Origin of the sequence: Microbispora sitophila (assembly GCF_014892245.1) — a bacterium.
GTDB classification, from domain to species: Bacteria; Actinomycetota; Actinomycetes; order Streptosporangiales; family Streptosporangiaceae; genus Microbispora; species Microbispora siamensis.
The window spans coordinates 343,261-368,596 of record NZ_JADBGC010000004.1 but is presented as its reverse complement, the minus strand read 5'-3'; the positions used below and the strand labels follow the sequence as shown (position 1 = coordinate 368,596).

Here is a 25,336-nt window from a genome sequence, read left to right as displayed (position 1 = left end):
TTCCGGCCCCTCCGGGCCGCGCTGTGGCTCCCGGTGCTCGCGGTGGCGGTCGCGGTGCCCTTCTACCTGGAGGGGTTCTGGCTGCAGGCGGGGCTGTTCGCGATGTCGGCGGCGATCGGCGCGATCGGGATCAACCTGCTGACCGGGGCGACCGGGCAGCTGTCCCTGGGGCATGCCTTCTTCCTCGCGGTCGGGGCGTACTCCTACGTCTCCCTGTCGTCGGACCTGGGGCTGCCGACGCCGCTCGCGGCCGTGGCGGCGGTGATCGTCGCGGGCGTGTCCGGTGGCCTGTTCAGCCCGATCGCGGGCCGCCTCAAGGGCGCCTACCTGGGCATCGCCACGCTCGCCCTGATCTTCGCCGGCCAGCACATCCTGTTCAACGCCGAGCCGGTGACCGGCGGCTTCAACGGACGGCCGGTGCCGCCGATGGAGCTGTTCGGCTTCGTCTTCGCCGACACCCCGGAGCTGGTGGTGCTGAACGTGCCGTTCGGCTCGCTCGAACGGCTGTGGTTCCTTGGGATCGCGTTGCTCGCGGGCGCGGCGATGTTCGCCCGGGGCGTGCTGCGCGGCCGTCCCGGCCTGGCGATGAACACGATCAGGGACCACGAGATCGCCGCGGGTGTCATGGGCGTCCCGGTCGCCCGCTACCGCGCGGGCGTGTTCGTCCTGTCGTCCATGTACGGCGGGCTCGCCGGGGTGCTGGTCGCCCTGGTCTTCCAGCAGGTCGTGCCGGACTACTTCGGCATGCTGCTGTCGCTCGACTACCTCGCGATGATCGTGATCGGCGGCCTGGGATCGGTCGCCGGGGCGGTCACCGGGGCCGCGTTCGTCTCCCTGCTCCCCCAGTTGCTCACGCGCTACAGCGACGCCCTGCCGCTGGTGGCCGAGCCGGGTTCCGGCGGGGTCTCCCCCGCCGAGGCCGCGCGGATCCTCTACGGCGCCGCCGTCGTCGCGGTGGTGCTGTTCCTGCCCGGCGGTCTGGTCGGGCTCGCCACGCGGCTCGGCCGCGTTCGACTCAAGGAGCTCAGATGGGCAAAATCGGCACCCGCGCCGGCGTCGCGGCGTTAGCCCTGCTGTCCCTGGCCGTCGCGACCTCGGCCGCGGGGTGCGCCAGCGGCAAGACCACGGGCGGTGGCGGAGACGCCGGGGCGGCGGCCGGTGGTGACGGGGTCAAGACCGGCCCCGGTGTCACGGCCACCACGATCACCGTGAGCGCGCTCACGGACCTGACCGGTCCGTACGCGTCGTTCGGCAAGAGCCAGACGCAGGCGCAGCAGCTGTACTTCGACCAGGTCAACGCCGGCGGCGGGGTCTGCGGCCGGAAGTACGAGCTGGTCGTGCGCGACCACGGCTACGACACGCAGAAGGCGGTGGCGGCCTACACCGAGGTCGCGCCCAAGTCGGCGGCGATCGTGCAGTTCATCGGTTCCCCGATGATCACGGCGCTGAAGCAGCGCATCGACGGCGACAAGCTGCTCACGATCCCGATGGCGTGGGCGACCACCCTGCTCGGCAGCCGGGCCATCCAGGTGACCGGCACGACGTACGACGTCGACATGATCAACGCCGTCGAGTTCCTCACGAAGGAGAAGGGGATCAAGTCCGGCGACAAGATCGGGCACCTGTACTTCGAGGGCGACTACGGCGAGAGCTCGCTCAACGGCTCGAAGTACGCCGCGGACAAGCTCGGCCTGAAGATCGTCGAGCAGAAGATCAAGGCGACCGACCAGGACATGAGCGCCCAGGTGGCGGCGTTCAAGGCGGCCGGGGTGAAGGCCGTGCTCGTCTCGGTGGGGCCCCGGCAGACGGCCTCGCTGGTCGGCGTGTCCCTGGCCAAGGGCATGGACGTGCCGTTCGTCGGCAGCAACTCGGCCTACGCTCCGCAGCTTCTCGCGACCCCGGCCGGGCCGGCCCTGCTGAAGGTCTTCTCCTACGTGTCGGCGGGGACGCCGGTCAGCGCGCAGAACCCGGCGATGCAGAAGCTGGTGGCCGACTACCAGGCGAAGTATCCCGGCGAGACGCTCGACAGCGGCGTGCCCACCGGCTGGAGCGCGGCGATGATCGTGGACGAGGCGATGAAGAAGGCGTGCGAGGCCAAGGACCTCACCCGGGAGGGCGTCCTGAAGGCGCACCGCTCGCAGTCGAACTTCGGCGGCGACTTCGGCACGCCGATGAACTTCACGTTCTTCGACAAGCCCGCCTCCCGGTCGTCGTACGTGCTCAAGCCCGACAAGGCGGCGCTCGGCGGCGCGGTGGTCTTCAGGGAGGCGGAGGTCTCCGAGCTGGCGAAGGACTACCCGGTGCCGGTGGGCTGACGCGGACAGGCCCGTGCCCGCGCCGGGGTGGTTACTCGCAGGTGCCGCGATTGACGAGATTTGCCCGGAAGGAGCGGTGTCCAGAGTGGTGCATCGCAAGGCGGAGGAGGAGCTCGTAGCGGAGCTGCGAGCGATCTTCCCGGGCCCCGCGGAGATTACGAGCTTGCGAGGAATCTCCGCGGGTGGGGCGACAACGCAGCGAGGTGCCGCTCTGGGCGACGCGACGGGGTGAAGATCGGAAAGAGGGGCACTAGTATCCCGATACCGAACAATCGTCTGGAGAATCGATGCGGCGCACCATCTACGGCGAGGACCACGAGGCCTTCCGCGACTCCGTGCGGCAGTTCGTGATCCGCTCGGTCGCCCCGCGGGCCGAGGAATTCATCGAGCGCCGGCTGATCGACCGCGAGGTGTGGCGGGAGGCCGGCCGGCAGGGATTCCTCGGCCTGGAGGTCCCCGAGGAGTACGACGGCGCGGCTGCGGGCGACTACCGCTTCAACGCCGTGCTCACCGAGGAACTTGCCGGGGTGGGCATGGCTCTGGCGTCCAGTTTCAGCATCCACTTCGACGTGGTCGCACCCTACCTGGTGGAGCTGACGACGGACGAGCAGAAGAAGCGCTGGCTGCCGCCGTTCTGCTCCGGAGAGATGATCACCGCGATCGGCATGACCGAGCCGAGCGGCGGGTCGGACCTGGCGGCGCTGCGCACGACCGCCGTCAGGGACGGCTCCGACTGGATCATCGACGGCTCCAAGACGTTCATCACCAACGGCTACCAGGCCGACCTCGTCGTGGTGGCGGCCCGGACCAGCCCGGAGAAGCGGGCCAAGGGCATCACGCTGTTCGCGGTCGAGGACGGCATGCCCGGCTTCCATCGCGGGCGCAAGCTGGACAAGGTCGGCCAGCCGGAGGCCGACACGGCCGAGCTGTTCTTCGAGGGCGTGCGGGTGCCCGCCGGCAACGTGATCGGCGAGGTGGACCTGGGATTCATCGCGATGATGGAGCGACTCCCCCAGGAACGGCTCGGCAGCGCCGTCACCAACATCTCCCACGCCGCCGCCGTGCTCGCCGAGACCCTGTCGTACGTGAAGGAGCGCAAGGCGTTCGGCCAGGCGATCGGCAGCTTCCAGTACAACAAGTTCACCCTCGCCGATCTGGTGACGAAGGTGGAGGTGACCCGGGCGTACGTCGACCAGTGCGTGGCCGCTCACGCCGATGGGGAGCTGACGGCGGTCGACGCGGCCAAGGCCAAGATGTGGACCGCCGAGGTGCAGAACCAGGTGATCGACGCCTGCGTGCAGCTCTACGGCGGCTACGGCTACATGAGGGAGTACCGCGTGGCACGGGCCTGGATGGACGCCCGGGTGACCCGGATATGGGCGGGGTCCAACGAGATCATGCGCGAGATCGTCGGCCGGGACCTCGGCTTGTGAACGGGCCCGTGAAGGACCGGGGAGCCTATCCGCACTGGCGGGACGTGCCCACCCGCTGGAAGGACAACGACGTCTACGGGCACGTCAACAACGTCGTGCACTACTCGCTGATGGACACCGTGATCAACACCTGGCTGATCGAGGAGGCCGGGCTGGACATCCACGAAGGCCCGGCGATCGGGTTGTGCGTGGAGTCGCGCTGCTCCTACCGGGCCTCGGTGTCCTTCCCACAGGTGATCAGCGTGGGCCTGCGGATCGGGCACCTGGGCCGGTCCAGCGTCCGCTACGAGCTCGGACTGTTCGCCGGGGACACGCTGGTCGCCGAGGGGGACTTCACACACGTCTTCGTGGACCGGCACACCCGCCGCCCGGTGCAGATCGGCCCGCCCCTGCGCCCCGCCATGGAACGCCTGCTCGTCCCCCCTGCCCCCGGCATGATCTCGTAGTCGGCTCAGCGCCCGTGGACGTTGACGGCCACGCCGCTCAGATGGTCCTCCTGGGCGATGTCCAGCAGGGTGTTCGCCACGTCCGCCCGGGTCAGGGAACGCGGCGTGGCCAGCAACTCGCGGCGGATCACGACCGCCCCTATGGCGGGCCGGTCGGTGAGCCGGGTCAGCCGGACGATGGTCCAGTCCAGGTCGCCGGCGCTCACCGCCTGCGGGCCGGCGGCACGGTGATCAGGACGGCGACGCACCATGTTGTTCTCCTCAGCGACTGGAGGGTCGGACGACGGCGACAGTGACGATAAGGACGAAAGCGGCCAACGCGGTCAGGGTGCGCAGATCGTGGAACAGCTCCCACCGCCGGAAGACCTCGGCGTAGCCATCCGGCACCGGACCGGCAGCCCATTCCCGGAAACGCGCATGCAGCGGGACATTGCCGAAGACGGTGACGAGCAGCGAGGTCAGCGCCAGCGCACCGGCGCCGAGCGCCAGCCGGCGCACCCGGCCGCGGCCGGCGATCGCCAGACCGAAGGTGGTGAGGATGGCCAGCGCCATCGCGCTCTGCATGATCGGCTCGTTGACCTCCATCATCGTGGTGTGGAAGGTCAGGCGCACATCCAGCGGAACGGCCCGGAACGTGGGAATCACGTTGGCCGCGCCGTACCCGAACGCGCCCGCGAGCAGGCCGGTGGCCAGCAACGCCGCCCCGTGGATGTACCTGAGTGGGGTTCCCATGAACGGCTATCGTCGTCCAGCCGGAGTTCGACGGCGTCCCACCCACGGAGGCATCTGCCGCTACCCCACCGAGATCAGCTCGGCTTGGCGGGCTAAGACTCCGGGAGTAGTCCGCAAGGGCAGGGGTCAGGCGAGGCTGTCGAGCCAGGCGCGGTGGAGGCGGGCGAACCGGCCGGAGCCGGCGATCAGGTGGTCCGGCGGGCCGTCCTCCACGATCCGGCCGTGCTCCATGACGAGCACCCGGTCGGCGATCTCCACGGTGGACAGGCGGTGAGCGATGATCAGCGCGGTCCGGTCGGCGAGGATCGTCCGCAGCGCCCGCTGCACGAGACGCTCGCTGGGCACGTCGAGGCTGGAGGTGGCCTCGTCCAGGATCAGCACGGCGGGGTCGGCGAGGAACGCCCGGGCGAACGCCACGAGCTGCCGCTGCCCCGCCGACATGCGGCCGCCGCGCTTGCCCACCTGGGTCTCGTACCTGTCGGGGAGCGCGGAGACGAACGTGTGGGCGCCGATGGCCTCGGCGGCACGCTCGATCTCCGAATCCGGCGCGCCGGGCCGCCCGAACCGCACGTTGTCGGCGATCGTCCCGCTGAACAGGTAGTTCTCCTGGGTGACCATCACCACGTGGCGGCGCAGGCTGTCCTCGTCCAGGTCGCGCAGGTCCACGCCGTCGAGCAGCACCCGCCCGGCGACCGGGTCGTGGAACCGGGCGATGAGCTTGGCCAGCGTGGTCTTGCCCGCGCCCGTGGTGCCGACGACGGCCACGGTCTGCCCGGCGGGAATCTCCAGGTCGAGCAGCGGCAGCACCGGCGGGCCCTCGGCGTAGGCGAACCCGACGGCCTCGAAGCGCAACGCCCCGGCGGCGCGCGGCAGCGGCACCGGGCGGCGGGGCTCGGCCACCGAGGGCCGCTCCTCCAGCACGCCCGACAGCTTCTCCAGCGCCGCCCCCGCCGACTGGAGGGCGTTGTAGAACTGGCTGATCTCCTGCATCGGCTCGTAGAACTGGCGCAGGTAGAGGAGGAACGCCGCGAGCACGCCGACCGTGACCGTGCCGCGCAGCGCGAGCAGGCCGCCGTACAGCAGGACGGCGGCGACGGTGACGTTGCCGATCAGCTTGATGCCGGGCATGAACACGGCGACCAGGTGCATGCCCCTCGTGTTGGCGGCGCGGTAGTCCGTGTTGAGCCGCTCGAAGATCTCCTGGTTGCGCTGCTCCCGCCGGAACGCCTGCACCGCGCGGATGCCGGTCATCGACTCCACGAAGTGGACGATGACCAGCGCGACCGCCTCCCGCGTACGGCGGTAGGCGACGCTCGACTGGCGGCGGAACCACCGGGTGAACAGCAGCAGGACCGGCAGCGGCAGCAGCGCCACCAAACCGAGGCGCACGTCGAGCACGAGCAGCATGACGGCGGTGCCGCACAACGTGAGCACGGCCGTGACCAGGCCGTCGAAACCGGAGTCGAGCAGTTCCGCGATGGCGTCCACGTCGGAGGTGAGCCGCGAGATGACCCGCCCGGAGGTGTACTTCTCGTGGAACGACAGCGACAGGCGCTGGAAGTGGTCGAAGACCCGGCGGCGCAGCTCCAGCAGGATGTCCTGGCCGATCCGGCCCGACATCTGCAGGAACGCCTGCCGGGTGAGCGCCTGGGTGAGCGCGGCGGCCAGCACCGCGCCGACGATCGCGAGCAGCGTGCCCGCGCCCTGCCCGCGCAGCATGGGCGGGATGCCGTCGTCGATGCCCGCCTTCACCAGGTACGGCAGGGCCAGCCCGGCGGCGTTGGACACCACGATGACCGCGGTGAGCACGGCGATGGCCCGGCGGTGCGGGCGCAGCAGGTCGCCGAGCAGGCGGCGCGACCGGGTGCGCAGCAGCAGGGAGACGCGCTCGGAGATCTCGTCGCGATCTTCCGCCGCGACCCCGCGCCACCCTGTGTTTCCCGCTTCGCCATCGGGGCGCTCACTTCCGCCGGCGTCGCGCCGGAGGCGCGCAGTGAGCGCTTCCCTCGTCGCTCGGAGTCGCTCGTTCCTCGCTCCCCACTCGCTCCTCAGTCCAGACCGGCGGCGCGCCCCTCCGGCCCGCTCGGTGTCTCCCCCGCCGTCAGCGGTCCCTTGGGTCATCGCATCGAGCCTTCGGGGTCGAGGTCGGCGTCCTGCGCGAGCAGTGCGCGATACTCCGGCACGGCCGACAGCAGGTCGCCGTGGCGGCCGACGTGGGTGACGGTGCCGTCGCGCAGCAGCGCCACCCGGTCGGCGAGCAGCACGGTCGAGGCGCGGTGGGCCACGACGATGCCGGTGGCCTCGGCGAGCACCCGCCGCAGCGCCTCCTCGACCAGCGCCTCGGTCTCCACGTCGAGAGCCGAGAGGGTGTCGTCGAGGACGAGCACCCGCGGCCTGCCGAGGATCGCCCTGGCCAGCGCGAGCCGCTGCCGCTGACCGCCCGACAGCGACATTCCCTGCTCCCCGATGCGGGTGTCGAGCCCCCACGGCAGGTCGTAGGCGAACGTCGCCTGCGCGATCTCCAGGGCCTGCCCGATCTCCTCCTCGGTGGCGTGCCCGTGGCCGAGTGTCACGTTCTCGCGGACGCTCATCGAAAAGAGCGTCGGCTCCTCGAACGCGGTGGCGACCACCGAGCGCAGCGAGGCCAGCGACAGGTCCCGCACGTCGTGCCCGTCCACGGTGACGCGACCCGCGGTGACGTCGAGCAGGCGGGGCACGAGCGCGGTGAGCGTCGTCTTGCCCGACCCCGTGGCCCCTACGAGGGCGACGGTCTCCCCCGGCCGCACCTCCAGCCACACGTCGCGCAGCACCGGCCGGTCGGCGCCGGGGAAGCGGAACCCGGCGCCCTCGAAGCGTACGTGGCCGCGCGGGCGCTCGATGACGGCCGGGCCGCCGCTGATCGCGGGCACCGTGTCGAGCACCTCGACCACCCGGTCGGCCGAGGTCATGGCCTCCTGGCCCATGGCGAGGATGTAGCCGAGCGAGGCGACCGGCCAGACGAGCTGGAGGACCAGCGTGGTGAAGGCGACCAGGGTGCCGAGCGTCAGCGCGCCGGCGCCGACCGCGATCGCGCCGAGCAGCAGGACCAGGGCGAGTGTGACGTTCGGCACGACTTCGAGGAAGGTGAAGAACCGGGAGGCCAGCCGCACCTTCGCCAGCGAGGTGCGGCGGATCTCGCGGGCGGCCGCGGCGAAGTTCGCGAAGACGTGCTCACGCCTCCCGAACGCCTTGACCGTGCGGATCCCCACGGCCGACTCCTCGACCAGCGTGGCGAGGTCGCCCTGCTGGTCCTGCACCTGCCGGGAGATGACGATGTAGCGCCGCTCGAACCGCAGCGACAGGACCACGACAGGGACGGCGGAGACGGCGACGAGCAGGCCTAGTGGCCAGTACATCCGCAGGAGCACCACGGTGACCGCGGTGAGCTGCAGGATGTTCATGATCAGGAACAGCACGCCGAAGCCGAGGAACCTGCGGATCGTGGACAGGTCGGTCGTCGCCCTGGACAGCAGCTGGCCCGACTGCCATCCGTCGTGGAAGCTCATCGGCAGCCGCTGGAGGTGCCGGTAGAGGTCGTCGCGGATCGCGGTCTCGAGGCCGAGGACCGGCCCCGCCTGGGACCAGCGGCGGACGAACGTGAGGACCGCCTCGGCGATGCCGAGGCCGAGGGCCAGCAGCCCGAGCGGGATCAGCCCGCCGAGGTCCCCATGGGCCACGGGGCCGTCGATGATCTCCTTGCTCACCAGCGGGATCACCGTGCCCGCGGCGATCCCGAGCAGCGCGGCGAGCCAGGACACCACCAGGCTGGGCACGTACGGGCGCAGGTAGGACCTCAACCGCCACAGCGAGCGCCACGACGACCGGCGGACAGCGTCGTCCCTTGCGTCGGGCCCGGGTTCCTGAGGGGAGTCCATCAACGGGCGCAGCGCTCCTCCGGCGTCTGACAGGAAAGGTCGACTCGCTCCTGCCATGCTCCGTCGAAGGGCGCCGCGCCTTCAAGGGGTTTTCTCCCGCCGCCGGGTGCCCCAGGCTGTGGCCCAGGGGTACCCGGCCGCCGGGGTCAGGTCGACGGGTGGGCGACCGCCGAGCCGATGGTGTGGACGCGCAGGGCGTTGGTGGAGCCGTGGTTGCCGGGCGGGGAGCCGGCGACGACGACGACCTTGTCGCCCTTCTCGCAGACGCCGAGCGACAGCAGCGAGGCCTCCACCTGGCGGACCATGTCGTCGGTGTGGTGCACGAACGGCACCTCGAACGTCTCCACCCCCCAGGTCAGCGCGAGCTGGCCACGCACCTGCGGGTTGGAGGTGAACGCCAGCAGCGGGATCGGCGAGCGGTAGCGGGCCAGCCGCCGGGCGGTCTCGCCGGACATCGTGAACGCCACCAGGGCCTTGGCCCCGACGATCGCGCCGACCTCGGCGGCGGCACGGGCGATGGCCCCGCCGGTCGTCTCGGGCAGGCGCTCCAGCGTGTGGGTGGCCTGCAGCGTGGTGCCCTCGGCGGCGACCGCGATGCGGGCCATTGTGGAGACCGACTCGATCGGGTAGTTGCCGACCGAGGTCTCGCCGGACAGCATGACCGCGTCCGCGCCGTCCATCACGGCGTACGCGACGTCGGACGCCTCGGCGCGGGTGGGCCGGGGGGCGCCCATCATCGAGTCGAGCATCTGGGTGGCCACGATGACCGGGTGGGCCTTCTCCCGGCACAGCTCGATGATGCGGCGCTGGACGATCGGCACCTGCTCAAGCGGCAACTCGACGCCGAGGTCGCCGCGGGCGACCATGACGCCGTCGAAGGCGTCCACGATCTCCTCGAGGCGGTCGACGGCCTGCGGCTTCTCGATCTTGGCGAGGAGCGGGAGCCTGACGCCCTCCTCCTCCATGATCGCGTGGACGAGCGCGGCGTCGTCCGGCGACCGGACGAACGACAGGGCGATCATGTCGAAGCCGGTGCGCAGCGCCCAGCGCAGGTCCTCCTCGTCCTTCTCCGTGAGCGCCGGGGCGCTGACGGCGACGCCGGGGAGGTTGAGGCCCTTGTTGTCGGAGATCATGCCGCCGATGACCACGCGGGTGACGACGCGCGGCCCCTCGACCGCGGTCACCTCGAGGTTCAGCCGGCCGTCGTCCACGAGGATCGTGTCGCCGGGCTTGACGTCGCCCGGCAGGCCCTCGTACGTCGTGGAGACGATGTCACGGTCGCCGGGAACGTCCTCGGTCGTGATCGTGAAGACGTCCCCGTAGCCGAGCCGCACGGGACCGGAGGCGAAACGCCCGACGCGGATCTTGGGGCCCTGGAGGTCGGCGAGGACGCCCACGGCGCAGCCCAGCTCGTCGGCGGCGGCTCTGACCCGGTCGAACACCTCCTTGTGCAACTCGTGGCTGCCGTGCGAGAGGTTGAAGCGGGCGACGTTCATGCCCGCCTTGATGAGCTCGCGTAGGCGCTCCGGCGAGGAGGTGGCGGGCCCGAGGGTACAGACGATCTTTGCTCGACGACTCACAGCACTACCCTAATTGGTACAGACCACTTGCAGTGACGGCGCACACAGCTGTCGCCAAATGTTCAGACACTTCACGCGATCATCCGCGTGCCCTAGCCTTGGCAGCCATGGGACGTACCCGGACCTGGGGGGTAATAACGGCGCTGTTCACCCTGGCCGCGTGCGGAGGCCAGGGTACCGAATCGGCCGCGCCGCCGACGGGTGTTTCGGTGTCGCTCAACCAGTGGCGCAGCGACGAGACGTCTCACGACCTGGAGGTGTCGGTGCGCAACGAGACCGACACGCCGGTGCGCTTCCAGGACGTCCAGCTCGTCACCGGCTCGTTCGCGACGCTCCCCCCGACCCGCGTGGACACCGTCCTCCGCAAGACGCCGCGCACGGACCTGCGGATCCCGTACGGCGAGGCGCGCTGCGACCCGGCGAAGATCCCGCCGGTGCGCCCGGCCACGGTGGTCGCGCACATCCAGGTCGGCGACGGGACATTGCGCAAGGTGGAGTTCCCGGTCCACCACCCCGACCCCACGCTGGACGGGCTGGTGAAGGCCGAATGCGGGGCCTACATCCTGCGCCGGTCGGTGGACGTGACGTTCGGGGACACGTGGACCCGGGTGGGCCGGACCCTTCACGGGAACCTCGTCGTCACCAGGAAGGGCGGCTCGGAGCCGATCACCATCGACGACCTCGGCGCCACCACGCACTACACGATGCTCCCCCGCTCGGGGAAGCGCCGGCCGGTGGCGGTGCTCGCGGCGGACGCCACGCGGCTGGAGATCCCGGTGGAGGTCACCCCCATGCGCTGCGACTGGCACGCGTTCGCGGAGGCCAAGAAGGCCTACCTGTTCCCGATCTACGGCATCGTGGGCGGCGGCGAGAGGCGCTACCTCATCGCGACGCCTCCGGCTCCGGTGCAGCAGACGTTCCTGTCGTACGCGCAGGACGTGTGCGGCGTCGGCGGATCCTGATCGCGAGGCCCGCCCAGGAGGCGAGCACGACGGCGATCACCGCCAGCCGCACGTGCCAGACGTACGCCTGCGGGTAGACCACGCCCTCGATGTAGGTGTCGATGAAGCCGCCGGGCAGCAGGCCGCGCTCCCCGGCCCTGGCCCTCCCCCAGTTCTCCAGCGCGGTCAGCGGGCACTCCACGAGCCCGGCGAGCTGCACCAGCCCCCAGGCGCACAGCGCGAGGTGCGGCCAGATCAGCCGGGGCCGCCACCAGGCGAGGAAGCCGCCCAGGGCGATGTAGGCGATGACGAGGAAATGCGCCACCATCGTGGCCTGCCAGACGAGCCCGTAGATCATGATCTGCCCTCCTCCGCGAAGGAGGGTAGGCCGCCGTGGCCCGCCGGACATCCGGCGGGCTACTCAGGCGCGTACTCAGGTGGGGACGAACCCCTGGACGAGCCCCACGACGGACTCAGGGCGCGACGGTGGCGGCCCGGGCGGCGTCGACCAGGCCGTGGCCGAAGAAGCCGTTCTTCGCCGTGGGCCCCTCGCAGACCTGGCTCTCGCCCGTGCCGTAGCGGTAGGTGCGAGGCGCGGGGCAGCCCTTCGGGGTCGCCGTGGCGTACAGCATGCGCTCCACCTGCGCGGGGTCCATCTCGAGCCCGCCCTTGCCCGGCTTGCCGAACCGGCCGATGATCAGCGCCGCCACCCCGGTGACGTGCGGCGCGGCCATGGAGGTGCCCTCCAGGTACTGGTAGTAGGCGCACGTGCCGTCGTGGCAGTCGCGGATCACCGAGGACGTCTTCGGCATGCCCGAGGCATCGACGAGGCCCTTGGCGCGCAGGACGTTCTCGGGGGCGGCGGCCAGGATCTCCCGGCTCGCGCCCTTGAGACCGGTGCCGCCGTCGAACATGTCGCCGCCCGGCGCGGCGATGTCGGTCTGCTCGACGCCGTAGTCGGAGTACGCCGCCTTCTGCCCGCCGGGGCCGACGGAGGACACCGAGATGACGCCGTCGAGCTCGGCCGGGACGTTGAGGCAGGTGTTGTCCACGGACCGCTTCTTCTCCATGCCCTTCGGGAAGTCGGGGCTGGAGGTGTCGTTCTTCACCTTGCCGAGGTCGAGGCCCTCGTTCCCGATCGCGGTGACGAGTGTGACGCCGCGCGCGCGGGCGTACTTGACCGCGCGGCGCATGCCCTCCACGATCGCCCGCTGCTCCAGCCGCTCCCTGTTCGTGTCGTTCGGATTGTTCGCGCAGTTGAACGCCCAGGGGTCGACGAAGAAGCTCATGTTGACCACGTCGACGCCGACGTCGGCGGCGTACTCCAGCGCGTCCATCGTGGGCTTGAGGAAGAAGAAGCCCGAGTCGGTGCCGGCGCGGAGGTTGACCAGCGACACGTCGGGGGCGACTCCGCTGATGCCGAGGCCGTTGATCGGCGAGCCGATCGTGCTCGCGACGTGGGTGCCGTGGCCGTCGTCGTCGACGTCGGCCGGGTCCTTGCAGCCCTTGTGCTCGCAGGGCCCGTCGAGCGGCTTGCCGTTCTCGTCGGTGGGCTCGTCGGTGACGAAGTTGCGGCTGAGCGCCTGGTTGAAGTTGGGCGCGATGTCGGGGTGCTTGCCGTCCACGCCGGTGTCGATGATGCCCACGAGCACCTTGTGGCTGCCCCGGGCCTTGGCGTACGACCCGGTGGGGGTGGCGCCGATCATCTTCATGTCCCACTGGCGGCCCGAGAGCGGGTCGCCGCCCGGCACCGACCGGACGTGCTCCGCATGCCGGGCGCCGGAGGTGACGGGCGCGCCGGCGGTCTTGCCGATGGGACGGTCGAGCGCGACGCCGACCACGGAGGGATCGGCGCCGATCTTCTCGGGGTCGGACGCGCGTACGACGAGGTAGCCGAGCTTGTCGTCCCTCCCTTGGATCGTTCCTCCGGCCGCCTCGGCCGCCCGCTCCGCGGTGGCCCGGTGACCGTCGGTGTAGAAGACCAGGTAGTTCCGCGCGGGCTCCGACGCGCTCGCCGCCCCCGGCAGACCCGCGGCCCCCAGCCCGCCGAGCATGGTGATGGACATGATGACCCCGGCGAGCCGCCCCCGTGCGTACAACGATCCTCCTCGGTTGCGGGCCCCTGGTGCGGAGGCCCCTCGATCCGGGCACAGCATCCTCCCGGCGGCCGTACGCGCTCGCAACCCGGCCACCGAACTGGATATGCCCGTTTTATCCCCTACGCCCCGACCGCCGTGGTCCGGTCCCCTGGGACCACGGCGGCGGGTCACATCTCAGACGAGGGGCCTCGCGGTCGGCGGAATGGGAACGGGCAGAACGGTCCGCCCGCTCAGGTAGCGGTCCACCGCCGCCGCCGCCGACCGGCCCTCGGCGATCGCCCACACGATCAGCGACTGGCCCCTGCCCATGTCGCCGGCCGCGAACACGCCCTCGACCGACGTCTCGTACGACGCGTTCCTGGCCACGTTACCGCGGGCGTCGAAGAACGACTCCGGGTCGCCGGACAGCGCCGCGAGGTCGTTCAGCAGCGGGCCCTTCTCCGGGCCGAGGAAGCCCATCGCGAGCGTCACCAGCTCGGCCGGGATCTCGCGCTCGGTGCCGGGGATTGGCTTGAACCCCGCCGCCGGGCCCTCCACCTCGACCAGGCGCAGCGCCCGTACGTTGCCCTCGTCGTCGCCGGCGAACTCGGTGGTGGACACCGCGTACACGCGGTCGCCCGCCCCGGCCTCCAGCTCCTCGTGCGCGCTCTCCATCTTGAACAGCATCGGGTACGTCGGCCACGGCTGGCTGCCCGGACGGGTCGCCGGCGGCCTCGGCATGATCTCCAGCTGGGTGACCGACAGGGCGCCCTGGCGGATCGCCGTGCCGATGCAGTCGGCGCCGGTGTCGCCGCCGCCGATCACGACGACGTGCTTGCCCTCGGCCGAGATCGGCGACTCGGCGTAGTCGCCCTCCTGGGTCTTGTTGGCGGGTGGGAGGTACTCCATCGCCTGGTAGACGCCCTTGAGCTCACGGCCGGGCACCGGCAGGTCGCGCCAGGCCGTGGCGCCGCCCGCCAGCACGACCGCGTCGAACTCCTCGCGGAGCTGGGCCACCGTGACGTCCACGCCGACGTTGACGCCGGTGCGGAACTCGGTGCCCTCGGCCTCCATCTGGGCGATGCGGCGGTCGACGTGCCGCTTCTCCATCTTGAACTCGGGGATGCCGTAGCGGAGCAGCCCGCCGATCCGGTCGGCCCGCTCGAACACGACCACGTCGTGCCCGGCGCGGGTGAGCTGCTGCGCGGCGGCGAGGCCGGCCGGGCCCGAGCCGACGATCGCGACCTTCCTGCCCGTCTTGGCGGCGGGCGGCTGCGGCGTGACCCAGCCCTCGGCGAAGGCGCGGTCGACGATCTCGACCTCGACCCGCTTGATCGCGACGGGGTCGGAGTTGATGCCGAGGACGCACGCCGACTCGCACGGCGCCGGGCACAGGCGGCCGGTGAACTCCGGGAAGTTGTTGGTCGCGTGCAGCCGCTCGATCGCCTCACGCCAGTCGTCGCGGTAGACGAGGTCGTTCCACTCGGGGATGAGGTTCCCGAGCGGGCAGCCGTTGTGGCAGAACGGGATGCCGCAGTCCATGCAGCGGGCCGCCTGCTTGGTGAGCGCGGGCCGGGGGAAGTCCTCGTAGACCTCGCGCCAGTCGCGGATGCGGACGTCGACCGGGCGGCGCGCCGGCAGCTCGCGCCCGTGTGTCAGGAACCCCTTCGGGTCAGCCAACGGTGATACCCCCCTTATCGCTGCGTGGAAACGGTCGTGGTGATTCGCATCGGCGTCACCCGTGGGCGGCGGCCATGACCGCCTCGTCGATGTCGCGGCCCTCGGCCTCGGCGGCGGCCCTCGCCTGAAGGACCCGCTTGTAGTCGGTCGGCATGACCTTCCCGAACCGGCCGAGCGCGGCGTCCCAGTCGGCGAGCAGCGCCTTGGCCACCGTGGACCCGGTCTCCGCGAAGTGCTTCTCGACGATCTCCCGCAGGAACTCGGCGTCGTCGTCGTCCAGCGCCTCCAGCTCGACCATCTCGCGGTTGACCCGCTCGGGCCGCAGGTCGAGCACGTACGCGACGCCGCCCGACATGCCGGCGGCGAAGTTGCGGCCGGTCGGACCGAGGACGACGGCCCGGCCGCCGGTCATGTACTCGCAGCCGTGGTCGCCCACGCCCTCCACGACGGCGGTCGCGCCGGAGTTGCGCACGCAGAACCGCTCGCCCACGATGCCGCGGACGAAGACCTCGCCGGACGTCGCGCCGTACAGGCCGACGTTGCCGGAGATGACCTGCGTCTCGGCCTCGAACGGCGCGTCGGGGTGCGGGCGGACGATGATCCGGCCGCCCGACAGGCCCTTGCCGAGGTAGTCGTTGGCGTCGCCGGTCAGCCGCAGCGTGACGCCGCGCGGCACGAACGCGCCGAACGAGTTGCCCGCGGAGCCGGTGAACGATACGTCGATCGTGTTGTCCGGCAGGCCGGCCCCGCCGTATCGCTTGGTCACCTCGTGGCCGAGCATCGTGCCGACCGTACGGTTGACGTTGCGGATGGGCAGCTCCAGCGTGACCGGGTCGCCGAAGTTCAGCGCGCCCTCGGCGAGCTGGATCAGTGTGTTGTCCAGCGCCTTGTCGAGCCCGTGGTCCTGCTCGACGACCTTGCGGCGCGGGGTGCCCTCGGGCAGCTCCGGCTGGTGCAGGATCGGCGCCAGGTCGAGGCCGGAGGCCTTCCAGTGCTCGACCGCCTGGGCGGTGTCGAGCAGGTCGGCCCGCCCGATGACCTCGTCGAGCGAGCGGTAGCCGAGCTCGGCGAGGTACTCGCGCACCTCCTGGGCGATGAACTCGAAGAAGTTCACCACGAACTCGGGCTTGCCGGTGAACCGCTTGCGCAGCTCGGGGTTCTGGGTGGCCACGCCGACCGGGCAGGTGTCGAGGTGGCAGACCCGCATCATGACGCAGCCGGAGACGACCAGCGGAGCGGTGGCGAAGCCGTACTCCTCGGCGCCGAGCAGCGCCGCGATGATCACGTCGCGGCCGGTCTTGAGCTGGCCGTCGGCCTGGACCACGATGCGGTCGCGCAGGCCGTTGAGCAGCAGCGTCTGCTGGGTCTCGGCCAGGCCGAGCTCCCAGGGGGCGCCCGCGTGCTTGACCGAGGTCAGCGGGGAGGCGCCGGTTCCGCCGTCGTGGCCGGAGATCAGCACGACGTCGGCGTGGGCCTTGCTGACGCCCGCCGCCACGGTGCCGACCCCGACCTCGGCGACCAGCTTCACGTGGACGCGGGCGCGCGGGTTGGAGTTCTTCAGGTCGTGGATGAGCTGGGCCAGGTCCTCGATCGAGTAGATGTCGTGGTGCGGCGGCGGCGAGATGAGGCCGACGCCGGGCGTGGAGTGCCGGGTCTTGGCGATCCACGGATACACCTTGTGACCGGGCAGCTGGCCGCCCTCGCCGGGCTTGGCCCCCTGCGCCATCTTGATCTGCAGGTCGTCGGCGTTGACCAGGTATTCGCTGGTCACGCCGAAGCGGCCGGAGGCCACCTGCTTGATCGCGCTGCGCCGCTCGGGGTCGTGCAGCCGCTCCGGGTCCTCGCCGCCCTCACCGGTGTTCGACTTGGCGCCGAGCCTGTTCATCGCGATGGCCAGCGTCTCGTGCGCCTCCATGGAGATGGAGCCGTACGACATGGCGCCGGTGGAGAACCGCTTGACGATCGACTCGACCGGCTCGACCTCCTCGATCGGCACGGGCGCGCCGCCGGGACGCAGCTTGAACAGGCCGCGCAGCGTCATGAGCTTCTCGGACTGCCCGTCCACCAGGGACGTGTACTCCTTGAAGATCTCGTAGCGCCGGGTGCGCGTGGAGTGCTGCAGCTTGAAGACGGTGGTCGGGTTGAACAGGTGCGGCTCGCCCTCGCGGCGCCACTGGTACTCGCCGCCGACCTCCAGCCGCCGGTGCGGGTTCTCCGCGCGGGGGTAGGCCCGCGCGTGCCGCTCCAGCGCCTCCTTGGCCAGCACGTCGAAGCCGACGCCGCCGAGGCGGGAGGTGGTGCCGGTGAAGCACTGGTCGATGACCTCGGCGCCGAGGCCGAGGGCCTCGAAGATCTGCGCGCCGGTGTAGGAGGCGACCGTGGACACGCCCATCTTGGACATGACCTTGAGCACGCCCTTGCCGTACGCCTTGATCAGGTTGCGCACGGCCTTGCGCGGGTCGAGGTCGAGCTGACCGGTGGCGATCAGGTCCTCGACCGTCTCCAGCGCGAGGTAGGGGTTGATCGCGCTCGCGCCGTAGCCGATGAGCAGGGCCATGTGGTGGCACTCGCGGGCCTCGCCGGTCTCGATCACGAGGCCGACCCGGGTGCGGGACTTCTCCCGGATGAGGTGATGGTGCACCGCGCCGGTGAGCAGCAGCGACGGGATCGGCGCCTTCTCACGGGACGACCCGCGGTCGGACAGCACGATGATCCGCGCGCCGTCCTCGATGGCCCGGGAGACCTCCTGGCGGATCTCCTCGAGCCGCCGCACCAGCGCCTCGCCGCCGCCGGCCGCGTCGAACAGGCCGGACACGACGTACGGCTGGAAGCCGGGCAGCGCGCCCTCGTCGTTGATGTGGATGATCTTCGCGAGCTCGTCGTTGTCGATCACCGGGTAGGGCAGCACGAGCCGGCGGCACGAGGCCGGGCCGGGGTCGAGCAGGTTGCCCTCGGGGCCGATCGTCGACTGCAGCGAGGTGACGAGCTCCTCGCGGATGGCGTCCAGCGGCGGGTTGGTGACCTGCGCGAACAGCTGGCTGAAGTAGTCGAACAGCAGCCTCGGCTTCTCGCTCAGCACCGCCACGGGGGTGTCGGTGCCCATCGAGCCGATCGGCTCGGCGCCGTTCTTGGCCATCGGCGTGAGGATGACCCGCAGCTCCTCCTGGGTGTAGCCGAAGGTCTGCTGCCGCTTGACCAGCGCCTCGTGGGTGGGGTGCTCGTGCTCGCGCTCGGGCAGCTCCTCGAAGCGGACCAGGCCGGCGTGCAGCCACTCGCCGTACGGCTCGGCGGCGGCGAGCTCGGCCTTGATCTCGTCGTCCTCGATGATCCGGCCGCGGGCGGTGTCCACCAGGAACATGCGGCCCGGCTGCAGGCGGCCCTTGCGGACGACCTTCTCCTGCGGGATGTCGGACAGCACGCCCGCCTCGGAGGCGAGCACGACGAGGCCGTCGTCGGTGACCCAGAACCGGCCCGGGCGCAGACCGTTGCGGTCGAGGACCGCGCCGACCAGCGTGCCGTCGGAGAAGGTGATGGACGCGGGGCCGTCCCACGCCTCCATCAGTGTGGAGTGGAACTCGTAGAAGGCCCGGCGGGCCGGGTCCATCTCGGTGTGGTTCTCCCACGCCTCCGGGATCATCATCAGCACGGCGTGCGGCAGCGACCGGCCGCCGAGGTGCAGCAGCTCCAGCGTCTCGTCGAACGAGGCGGTGTCGGAGCCGTCGGGGTCGCAGATCGGGAACAGCCGCCGCAGGTCGCCCGGGATCAGGCCGGTGGCGAGCATGGCCTCGCGGGCGCGCATCCAGTTGCGGTTGCCGCGCACGGTGTTGATCTCGCCGTTGTGCGCGACGTACCGGTACGGGTGGGCCAGCGGCCAGGAGGGGAAGGTGTTGGTCGAGAAGCGCGAGTGGACCAGCGCGATGGCGCTGACGTAGCGCTCGTCGGACAGGTCGGCGAAGAACGGCTCGACCTGCAGCGAGGTCAGCATGCCCTTGTAGACGATGGTCCGCGAGGACAGCGAGGAGAAGTAGACGTCCGCCTCGTGCTCGGCCCGCTTGCGGAAGGCGAACACGATCCGGTCGAGGTCGACGCCGGTCTCTCCGCCGGGCGAGGTCACGAACAGCTGCGCGAAGTGCGGCATGACCGCCCGGGCGGTGGCGCCGGGCAGGTCGCGGTCCACCGGCAGGTCGCGCCAGCCGAGGATCGTCACACCCTCCTCGGCGGCGATCTGCTCGATGAGGCCGATCGAGGTCTGCCTGGCCTGCTCGTCCAGCGGCAGGAACGCGGCGCCCGCGGCGTACGCGCCCTCGGCCGGAAGCTCGAAGTCGACCACCGCGCGGAAGAACGCGTCGGGGATCTGGGTGAGGATGCCCGCGCCGTCGCCGGTGTCCGGCTCGCTGCCGCTGGCACCCCGGTGGTCGAGGTTGCGGAGCGCGGTCAGTGCCTTGGCGACGATGTCGTAGCTGCGGCGGCCGGCGACATCGGCCACCATGGCTACGCCACAGGCGTCGTGCTCGAATCCGGGGTCGTAGAGTCCCTGGGGCTCGGGGAGACCTCCGGGAAGGCCAAGGCGGGCAGCAGGCATGTAGTCACTCCCGTCGTCAACGTCTGCGTGGAACAGAGGGACGACGCTGGCCCTGCTGCGGTTGTGGTGCTTAGAGATTACAACACGCTGCCGGAATAGTGCCCCCCAGGTCCGCTTCGCGAACCTTCACAGGTCAGCGCCGTGGATATGGTTTGCGCATGGGTGGTCATGAGGCGATCGACGAACTGCTGGCGGAGGCCGGCGTGGACGGCCTGCGCCTGCGCGGAGCGCTGGCGCTCCTGTCCGGCGGCCGCTGGTGGACCCTTGCCGACCTGGTCAGGGAGACCGCGACGTCGCGGCGGACGATCGAGTCGCTGCTGCGGGTGCTCCCCCTTGAGCACAGCGGCGATCGCGTCCGTATTCCCAGTGATCAGGTCAACCGCTACAACGTCGGGATAGATGCGGATATTTCCGGTCTTGGGAATCCGGTCGCCGGAATGGTCGCGGGGCACGCCGAGACGCTCGAACGCCTGGAGACGCTGATCGCCGAGGCTCCCCGGGGGCGGCACGCGCTCGACCACGTCTCCGCGACCGCCGAGACCGTGTTGCGCCGCGCCCTCCTGCTGGGGCGACGGTTCTGGCTGCCCGGCGCCCGCCTGCTGTGCGTCGGCGACCACGACCTGACCTCGCTGGCCGTGCGGATGGTCCACCCCGAGGTCGAGGTCGCCGTGGCCGACGTCGACGACCGCATCCTGGAGTACATCGACGCCCAGGACCTGGGGGTGCGCACCCGCTGGGCCGACCTGCGCCTCGGCCTGCCGCCGTCGCTGCGGGGCTGGGCCGACCTCGCGATCACCGACCCGCCGTACACGCCCGAGGGGATCGGGCTGTTCGCCGCCCGGGCCGCCGAGGGCCTGCGCGACCGCGACCGGGGCCGGATCCTCGTGGCGTACGGCGCCTCCGAGCGCACTCCGATGCTCGCACTGAAGGTGCAAAAAGCCCTCTTCGACCTCAACCTGCTGCACGAGGCGATATTTCCGCACTTCAACCGGTATCACGGGGCGGAGGCGATCGGCAGCGCGGCGGACCTGTACGTGCTGCGCCCCACCACGAAGACGTGGCCGGCGATCGCCGCCCGGCTCGACCGCCTCGCCACGGCCATCTACACGCAGGGACCCCAGGCCGTCGAGTCCGCCCCGGCGGCCCCACCGGACGAGGCGGCCGTGACCGCGTTCGGGCCGGACCTGCTCGCCGGCGACTGGCCGCGCGGCCTGCTGCCGCAGGTGCCGCGCACCCGGCTCGCCACCCTGCTGGCCAAGCCGTACGCCGCCGACCCCGAGCGGGTGGCGATCGCCGTGCCGGCCGGGCTGGAGGCGGCGCTGCCCCGCCTGCTGCTCGCGACGCGCGCCCGGCACGTGCGTGTGCTCGCCGCGGGCGCTGTGGTGGACAGGATGGCGGACCTGCCCGCGCTCGCCGCGCTGCTCGCCCCCGTCTATCGCCTGACCGCCGAGGGCCACGTCCTCGACGCCGTACGGCTCTCGCCCCCGGACAGCGGACCGGACCGGGTGGTGCGCAGGATCATGGACAGCGCCCACGGGAAGGTCGCCAACACCTGGCGCGAGGCACTGACCGAGACGGCCGGGCTCACCAAGCGGCAGGCCAGGGCCGCCGTCGAGGAGGCCGCGCCGTGGGCCCTCGACGCCGCCCCGCTGGAACTCCCCCTCCACCGCCTCGCCGAAATGAGGACGCGGATCGGCGCTCCCACCACGGCCTGACAAGACCGGGCCGGGTCCGTCGCGCCGGGTCTTGCGGGCTGGTCTACCGCGCCGGATCTACCGGGCGGCGGGGACGGACGGCTGCGCGGGCGTGCTCGCGGCGGGTGCGGACACGGCAGGAGAGGCGCCGGGATCGGAGGGAGGCTCCTCGGAGGGCTGGGCGGTGTCGGCCGGGCCCGGCGGTTGCGCGGGATCCGACGGCACCCCGGCCACCTTGACCACGCGGCGGAAGACCGCCTTCTCGGTCTCCCGCACGGCCAGGCCGAGCATGATGAAGTCGTCCTTTTCCCCCGGTTCCGCGCCGTCGGCGCGGCCGATCCAGGCCACCCCGAGGTAGTGCCCGAGGACGTAGGCGTTTCCCTCGCTGTATGCGCCGAACTTCGCCCGCGGCGACTCCAGCGGCTGCACCCAGGCACCCCGGTAGAGCGACGCCAGCGACTTCGCCAGCGACTCGGCCGCGGCGACGTCCGCGAGGTTGAACAGGGTGTACTGCGCGACGTACACCCCGTCGGCGGTGGCGTACAGGCCGCGGACGGCCTGGCTGCATCCGGCCTCGGTCAGGGCGTCGGCGAGGTCGGCTCCCCACACGGCGCCCGCGCAGGCCTGGTCCAGGCGGCCGGCCAGCCTGCGCAGCGTGACCTTCCCGGCCGTGAGCGTCCGTGCGCCGAACACCTCCTGGACGGTCAGCGGCGCGCTGTCGGCCTTCCTGTCGCCGATCGGAGCCAGTTCCTTCAGGGACGGCCAGGACTGGAAGGACGCGGGCAGGCCCTCCCCGGACATCTCGCCCGACGCCTGCACCGGCTGCGACTGCCCGCCGCCGATCGCGTTGACCACCAGCGTCAGCACCAGGGCGATCGCCAGCACTCCCACAGCGGTGACCGACCACACGACCACACGCTGCTGCCGGTCGTCCAGCCCCAGCTCGGCCAGGGCGGCCCCGGTCCGCCCCTCGGCCGGCGCGGACGACCGGCGCTTGCGCTTGGTCATAGACCGCCGGTTCCAATCAGCGAGCCCAGGCCCCAGGTCAGCGCCGCCGCCCCGGCCCCCACCACGAGCTGGCGCAGGCCGCTGAACCACCAGCTGCGGGCCGTCACCCGGGACACCACGGCGCCGGCGGCGAACAGCGCCACCATCGACACCACGGCGGAGATCCACAGTCCCCGCACGCCCAGCAGGTAGGGCAGGAGCGGGATCAGCGCGCCGATGCTGAACGACAGGAACGACGACACGGCGGCCAGCACGGGCGAGGGGAGGTCGTCGGGGTCCACGCCCAGCTCGGCCCGCGTGTGGACCGCCAGGGCCTCCTCCGGGTTCCGGGAGATCTGCCGGGCGACCTCCCTGGCGGTCTCCGGGTCCACGCCCCGCTCCTCGTACATCCGGGCGAGCTCGGCCTCCTCGGCCTCGGGATGCCGCTCCAGCTCCCGTCGTTCGACGTCGATCTCCGCCTGGGCGAGCTCGCGCTGGCTGGCGACCGACACGTACTCGCCGCCCGCCATGGAGAACGCCCCGGCGGCCAGGCCGGCGATGCCGGCGAGAGCGACGATCCGGGTCTCCGCGGTGCCGCCGGCGACGCCCGCGATCAGCGCGAAGTTGGAGACCAGCCCGTCCATCGCGCCGAAGACCGCGGGGCGTAACCAGCCGCCGTTGACATCCCGGTGCTCGTGGTGGATCTCGGCCCGCGCCCCCGTCGTGGCCTTCGTCATCGCTGGCCGGCCTCCGGTTCCGCCGCCGGGCCGTCGCTCGCGGCGCCCGCTCCCGCGGTCGCCGTCTGCTTGCCGGAGCCCGCGTCGCCGCCCGGTGGCGGGTCGCCGGCGCCGCCTCGCGTCTCCCGGTCCTGCGCCTTCTCGTCCCGCTCGTCGTCGCGCAGGAGTTCCGGCTCGTCGGCCTGGTCCCGCCCGTGGGCGGGGTCGGAGAGGTCTCCGCCGGTGTCGCCGGTCGGCGCGCCCAGCGGCTCCTCGCCCGTACGGTTGCGGGCCAGCCACAGGTACGCCAGGGCGCACAGGAAGATGACGACCGAGGTCCACTGGTTCAGCCGCAGGCCGAGAATGTGGTGGGCGGGGTCCACCCGCAGCCCCTCGATCCAGAACCGGCCGAGGGTGTAGCCCGCGACGTACAGCGCGAACACCCGGCCGTGCCGCAGACCGAACCGGCGGGCGGCCAGGATCAGCACGCCGGCGAGCGCGAGGTCCCACAGCGACTCGTACAGGAACGTCGGGTGGTAGGTGGTCGCGCCGGGGACGGTGCCCGGGCGGCCCGGCTCGATCTCCAGGCCCCACGGCAGGTCGGTGGGGCCGCCGAACAGTTCCTGGTTGAAGTAGTTGCCCCACCGGCCGATGGCCTGCGCCACGGCCACGCCGGGGACGAGGGTGTCGGCGATGGCGGTGAAGGAGATGCCGCGCCGGCGGCAGGCGATCCACACGCCGAGCGCGCCGAGGGCGATCGCGCCCCAGATGCCGAGGCCGCCCTCCCAGATGAACAGGGCGTCGATCGGCCGCTTGGGCGCTTCGGAGCCGAAGTAGATCTGCCAGTCGGTGATGACGTGGTAGAGACGCCCGCCGACGAGGCCGAACGGCACGGCCCAGACCGCGAGGTCGTTGATCGTCCCGGGGGCGCCGCCACGGGCGCGCCACCGGCGTTCGCCGATCCAGACGGCGACGATGACGCCGAGCACGATGCACAGCGCGTACGCGCGGATCGGGATCGGTCCGAGATTCCAGACCCCCTGTGACGGGCTGGGAATCGAGGCGAGGAGGGGCATGTAACGTGACGTTACCGCAAGAGAGGGCGGGCCCGGAGCGAGGCGCGGGCATCCGTCCCGCGACCTGCGCCGACCATCCGCCGCATCCCGTTCAGAGCCCGGCGTCCGGCGTCTCGCGGAGGGCGGCCAGGCGGGTGGCGAGGTCTCCCAGGCCCCGATATTCGCCGAGATCCACCAGTCCCAGCCAGCCGAGCGAGGTGACCGTTTCGGGGTCCCGGGCGCCGAGGACGCCGCCCACGAGCGCCGCGACCGTGTCGGCGTCCCCGCCGAGTGACACGGCGTACGGGAGCGCCGCGGCCAGGTCCGGGGCCTCGCGGATCACGTGGACCACCGCGGCGGCCGTCTCCACGGCGTCCAGGGAGACGCCCTCGCGCGGAGGCGACCACCGGCCGCGTGCGGCGTCCGCCACGGCCTCCATCGGCCCGTAGCGCTCACCCGCCCATCGCGCCTCGGCCGCCGCCACGGCCGGCAGATCGGCCGCGCCCGCGCCCTCCACCGCGGACGACGCCATGGCCGCGATCACGCAGGCCGATGCCACGGCCGCCGGCGCGCGGTGCGTCGCGGCGGACAGCGCCTCGCACAGGCCGCGGCGGCGTTCCGGCCGGTGGGGCGGCACGGCCCAGCCGACCGGGGCGATGCGCATGGCCGCGCCGTTGGTGGCCAGGTCGCCTGCCGAAGGCACGGGAAGCTCCCCCGTGGCGTGGAAGTGCGCGAGGGCCCGCCGCGTCGTCGGCCCGAGGCCGCGCACCCCGGGGGCCGCGTCGGCCAGACGGGCCAGGAAGTCCATGGAGCCGGGCCGCCCGCCCGTGTCGGCCAGGCACCGGGCGACCAGCACCATCTGCGCGGTGTCGTCGGAGGTCGAACCGCGCGGCCACCCCCGGTCCGGAGCCGGCAGCCGCACGACCTCGGCCGTGTCTATGTGCTCCGGCGGGCGCCCCTCCCAGGGCACGCCGAGCGCGTCGCCCGCCGCGAAGGCGATCATCGCCCCGTGGATCCTCCTCGCGGCGCCGGAGGGTTCGGTGAGGAGAGGCCGGTCGTCGTACGGCATGCGGGCATGCTAACCACGGCCGCCGAGGTGAAACCCGGCGAAGTCGGCGGGGAACCCGGCCGTACGTCAGGCCACGCCCACCGCCAATGGAACGTGCGTGCGGCCGCCCAGAGG

19 protein-coding genes are annotated in these 25,336 nt (G+C 71.8%); 6 read left to right on the top strand and 13 right to left on the bottom strand.

Annotated features, from left to right (window positions below):
- Positions 1 to 21 precede the first annotated feature (21 nt).
- The 4 genes from IL992_RS09740 (at position 22) to IL992_RS09725 (ending at position 4,194) form a co-directional block, all read left to right on the top strand.
- A complete protein-coding gene (locus IL992_RS09740; protein WP_226872673.1) occupies positions 22 to 1,068 on the top strand; it encodes a branched-chain amino acid ABC transporter permease in 1,047 nt (348 codons plus the stop codon).
- Entirely contained in the window at positions 1,029 to 2,315 is a 1,287-nt protein-coding gene (locus IL992_RS09735; protein ID WP_193202972.1) for an ABC transporter substrate-binding protein, read from the top strand. The genes IL992_RS09740 and IL992_RS09735 overlap by 40 nt, the downstream gene beginning before the upstream one ends.
- A 287-nt stretch (positions 2,316 to 2,602) precedes the next feature.
- Positions 2,603 to 3,748, top strand: a complete 1,146-nt coding sequence (locus IL992_RS09730; protein WP_193202971.1) for an acyl-CoA dehydrogenase family protein — start codon at positions 2,603 to 2,605, stop codon at positions 3,746 to 3,748.
- A gap of 8 nt (positions 3,749 to 3,756) precedes the next feature.
- Positions 3,757 to 4,194: an acyl-CoA thioesterase gene (locus tag IL992_RS09725; RefSeq protein WP_319018449.1), complete on the top strand. Its 438-nt coding sequence runs from the start codon at positions 3,757 to 3,759 to the stop codon at positions 4,192 to 4,194.
- Between the two features lie 5 nt (positions 4,195 to 4,199).
- Here IL992_RS09725 and IL992_RS09720 read toward each other — a convergent pair whose 3' ends face one another.
- The 5 genes from IL992_RS09720 to pyk form a co-directional block, all read right to left on the bottom strand.
- Positions 4,200 to 4,445, bottom strand: a complete 246-nt coding sequence (locus IL992_RS09720; protein ID WP_193202969.1) for an NAD(P)H-binding protein — start codon at positions 4,443 to 4,445, stop codon at positions 4,200 to 4,202.
- A gap of 10 nt (positions 4,446 to 4,455) precedes the next feature.
- On the bottom strand, positions 4,456 to 4,890 hold the full coding sequence (locus IL992_RS09715; protein ID WP_226872581.1) for a DUF1772 domain-containing protein: 435 nt from the start codon (positions 4,888 to 4,890) through the stop codon (positions 4,456 to 4,458).
- A gap of 162 nt (positions 4,891 to 5,052) precedes the next feature.
- The gene (locus tag IL992_RS09710) at positions 5,053 to 7,047 is read right to left on the bottom strand and encodes an ABC transporter ATP-binding protein (protein ID WP_193202967.1); all 1,995 of its coding nucleotides are present in this window, start codon (positions 7,045 to 7,047) and stop codon (positions 5,053 to 5,055) included.
- Positions 7,044 to 8,840 (bottom strand): ABC transporter ATP-binding protein, encoded by a 1,797-nt coding sequence (locus tag IL992_RS09705; protein ID WP_193202966.1) that lies wholly within the window; start codon positions 8,838 to 8,840, stop codon positions 7,044 to 7,046. Before IL992_RS09705 ends, IL992_RS09710 begins: the two co-directional genes overlap by 4 nt.
- Before the next feature lie 146 nt (positions 8,841 to 8,986).
- On the bottom strand, positions 8,987 to 10,420 hold the full coding sequence (pyk, locus tag IL992_RS09700) for a pyruvate kinase (RefSeq protein ID WP_193202965.1): 1,434 nt from the start codon (positions 10,418 to 10,420) through the stop codon (positions 8,987 to 8,989).
- Between the two features lie 107 nt (positions 10,421 to 10,527).
- Between pyk and IL992_RS09695 the strand changes: the two genes are divergently transcribed.
- A complete protein-coding gene (locus IL992_RS09695) occupies positions 10,528 to 11,382 on the top strand; it encodes a hypothetical protein (protein WP_193202964.1) in 855 nt (284 codons plus the stop codon).
- Here the strand turns inward: IL992_RS09695 and IL992_RS09690 are convergent.
- The 4 genes from IL992_RS09690 to gltB all read right to left on the bottom strand — a co-directional run bounded on the left by IL992_RS09690 (position 11,303) and on the right by gltB (position 19,701).
- Positions 11,303 to 11,719: a DUF2784 domain-containing protein gene (locus IL992_RS09690; RefSeq protein WP_193202963.1), complete on the bottom strand. Its 417-nt coding sequence runs from the start codon at positions 11,717 to 11,719 to the stop codon at positions 11,303 to 11,305. The two genes, IL992_RS09695 and IL992_RS09690, sit on opposite strands and share 80 nt — an antisense overlap.
- A 115-nt stretch (positions 11,720 to 11,834) precedes the next feature.
- Positions 11,835 to 13,460 carry a S8 family peptidase gene (locus IL992_RS09685; protein WP_226872580.1) on the bottom strand — a complete coding sequence of 542 codons (1,626 nt, stop codon included), beginning with the start codon at positions 13,458 to 13,460 and terminating at the stop codon, positions 11,835 to 11,837.
- A gap of 174 nt (positions 13,461 to 13,634) precedes the next feature.
- On the bottom strand, positions 13,635 to 15,119 hold the full coding sequence (locus tag IL992_RS09680) for a glutamate synthase subunit beta (protein ID WP_193202962.1): 1,485 nt from the start codon (positions 15,117 to 15,119) through the stop codon (positions 13,635 to 13,637).
- Positions 15,120 to 15,174: 55 nt separating this feature from the next.
- On the bottom strand, positions 15,175 to 19,701 hold the full coding sequence (gene gltB / locus IL992_RS09675; protein WP_193202961.1) for a glutamate synthase large subunit: 4,527 nt from the start codon (positions 19,699 to 19,701) through the stop codon (positions 15,175 to 15,177).
- 158 nt (positions 19,702 to 19,859) lie between these two features.
- On the opposite strand from gltB, the gene IL992_RS09670 reads away from it, so the two are divergent.
- On the top strand, positions 19,860 to 21,416 hold the full coding sequence (locus IL992_RS09670; RefSeq protein ID WP_193202960.1) for a bis-aminopropyl spermidine synthase family protein: 1,557 nt from the start codon (positions 19,860 to 19,862) through the stop codon (positions 21,414 to 21,416).
- 57 nt (positions 21,417 to 21,473) lie between these two features.
- On the opposite strand, the gene IL992_RS09665 is transcribed toward IL992_RS09670, so the two are convergent.
- The 4 genes from IL992_RS09665 to IL992_RS09650 all read right to left on the bottom strand — a co-directional run bounded on the left by IL992_RS09665 (position 21,474) and on the right by IL992_RS09650 (position 25,222).
- Positions 21,474 to 22,403, bottom strand: a complete 930-nt coding sequence (locus IL992_RS09665) for a hypothetical protein (RefSeq protein ID WP_193202959.1) — start codon at positions 22,401 to 22,403, stop codon at positions 21,474 to 21,476.
- On the bottom strand, positions 22,400 to 23,119 hold the full coding sequence (locus tag IL992_RS09660) for a VIT1/CCC1 transporter family protein (RefSeq protein ID WP_193202958.1): 720 nt from the start codon (positions 23,117 to 23,119) through the stop codon (positions 22,400 to 22,402). Before IL992_RS09660 ends, IL992_RS09665 begins: the two co-directional genes overlap by 4 nt.
- Positions 23,116 to 24,174 (bottom strand): prolipoprotein diacylglyceryl transferase, encoded by a 1,059-nt coding sequence (gene lgt, locus IL992_RS09655; protein WP_193202957.1) that lies wholly within the window; start codon positions 24,172 to 24,174, stop codon positions 23,116 to 23,118. The genes IL992_RS09660 and lgt overlap by 4 nt, the downstream gene beginning before the upstream one ends.
- Positions 24,175 to 24,265: 91 nt before the next feature.
- Complete coding sequence (locus IL992_RS09650) at positions 24,266 to 25,222, bottom strand: ADP-ribosylglycohydrolase family protein (RefSeq protein ID WP_193202956.1); 957 nt, start codon at positions 25,220 to 25,222, stop codon at positions 24,266 to 24,268.
- Between the last annotated feature and the right edge of the window lie 114 nt (positions 25,223 to 25,336).

Excerpts from the sequence above, each read along its gene's own strand:
- IL992_RS09730 (WP_193202971.1), top strand. The coding sequence starts at position 2,603 with ATGCGGCGCACCATCTACGGCGAGGACCACGAGGCCTTCCGCGACTCC.
- IL992_RS09660 (WP_193202958.1), bottom strand. The coding sequence starts at position 23,119 with ATGACGAAGGCCACGACGGGGGCGCGGGCCGAGATCCACCACGAGCAC.
- IL992_RS09650 (WP_193202956.1), bottom strand. The coding sequence starts at position 25,222 with ATGCCGTACGACGACCGGCCTCTCCTCACCGAACCCTCCGGCGCCGCG.
- IL992_RS09665 (WP_193202959.1), bottom strand. The coding sequence starts at position 22,403 with ATGACCAAGCGCAAGCGCCGGTCGTCCGCGCCGGCCGAGGGGCGGACC.
- IL992_RS09710 (WP_193202967.1), bottom strand. The coding sequence starts at position 7,047 with ATGACCCAAGGGACCGCTGACGGCGGGGGAGACACCGAGCGGGCCGGA.
- IL992_RS09695 (WP_193202964.1), top strand. The coding sequence starts at position 10,528 with ATGGGACGTACCCGGACCTGGGGGGTAATAACGGCGCTGTTCACCCTG.
- gltB (WP_193202961.1), bottom strand. The coding sequence starts at position 19,701 with ATGCCTGCTGCCCGCCTTGGCCTTCCCGGAGGTCTCCCCGAGCCCCAG.
- IL992_RS09690 (WP_193202963.1), bottom strand. The coding sequence starts at position 11,719 with ATGATCTACGGGCTCGTCTGGCAGGCCACGATGGTGGCGCATTTCCTC.
- IL992_RS09705 (WP_193202966.1), bottom strand. The coding sequence starts at position 8,840 with ATGGACTCCCCTCAGGAACCCGGGCCCGACGCAAGGGACGACGCTGTC.
- IL992_RS09670 (WP_193202960.1), top strand. The coding sequence starts at position 19,860 with ATGGGTGGTCATGAGGCGATCGACGAACTGCTGGCGGAGGCCGGCGTG.
- IL992_RS09720 (WP_193202969.1), bottom strand. The coding sequence starts at position 4,445 with ATGGTGCGTCGCCGTCCTGATCACCGTGCCGCCGGCCCGCAGGCGGTG.
- lgt (WP_193202957.1), bottom strand. The coding sequence starts at position 24,174 with ATGCCCCTCCTCGCCTCGATTCCCAGCCCGTCACAGGGGGTCTGGAAT.
- IL992_RS09735 (WP_193202972.1), top strand. The coding sequence starts at position 1,029 with ATGGGCAAAATCGGCACCCGCGCCGGCGTCGCGGCGTTAGCCCTGCTG.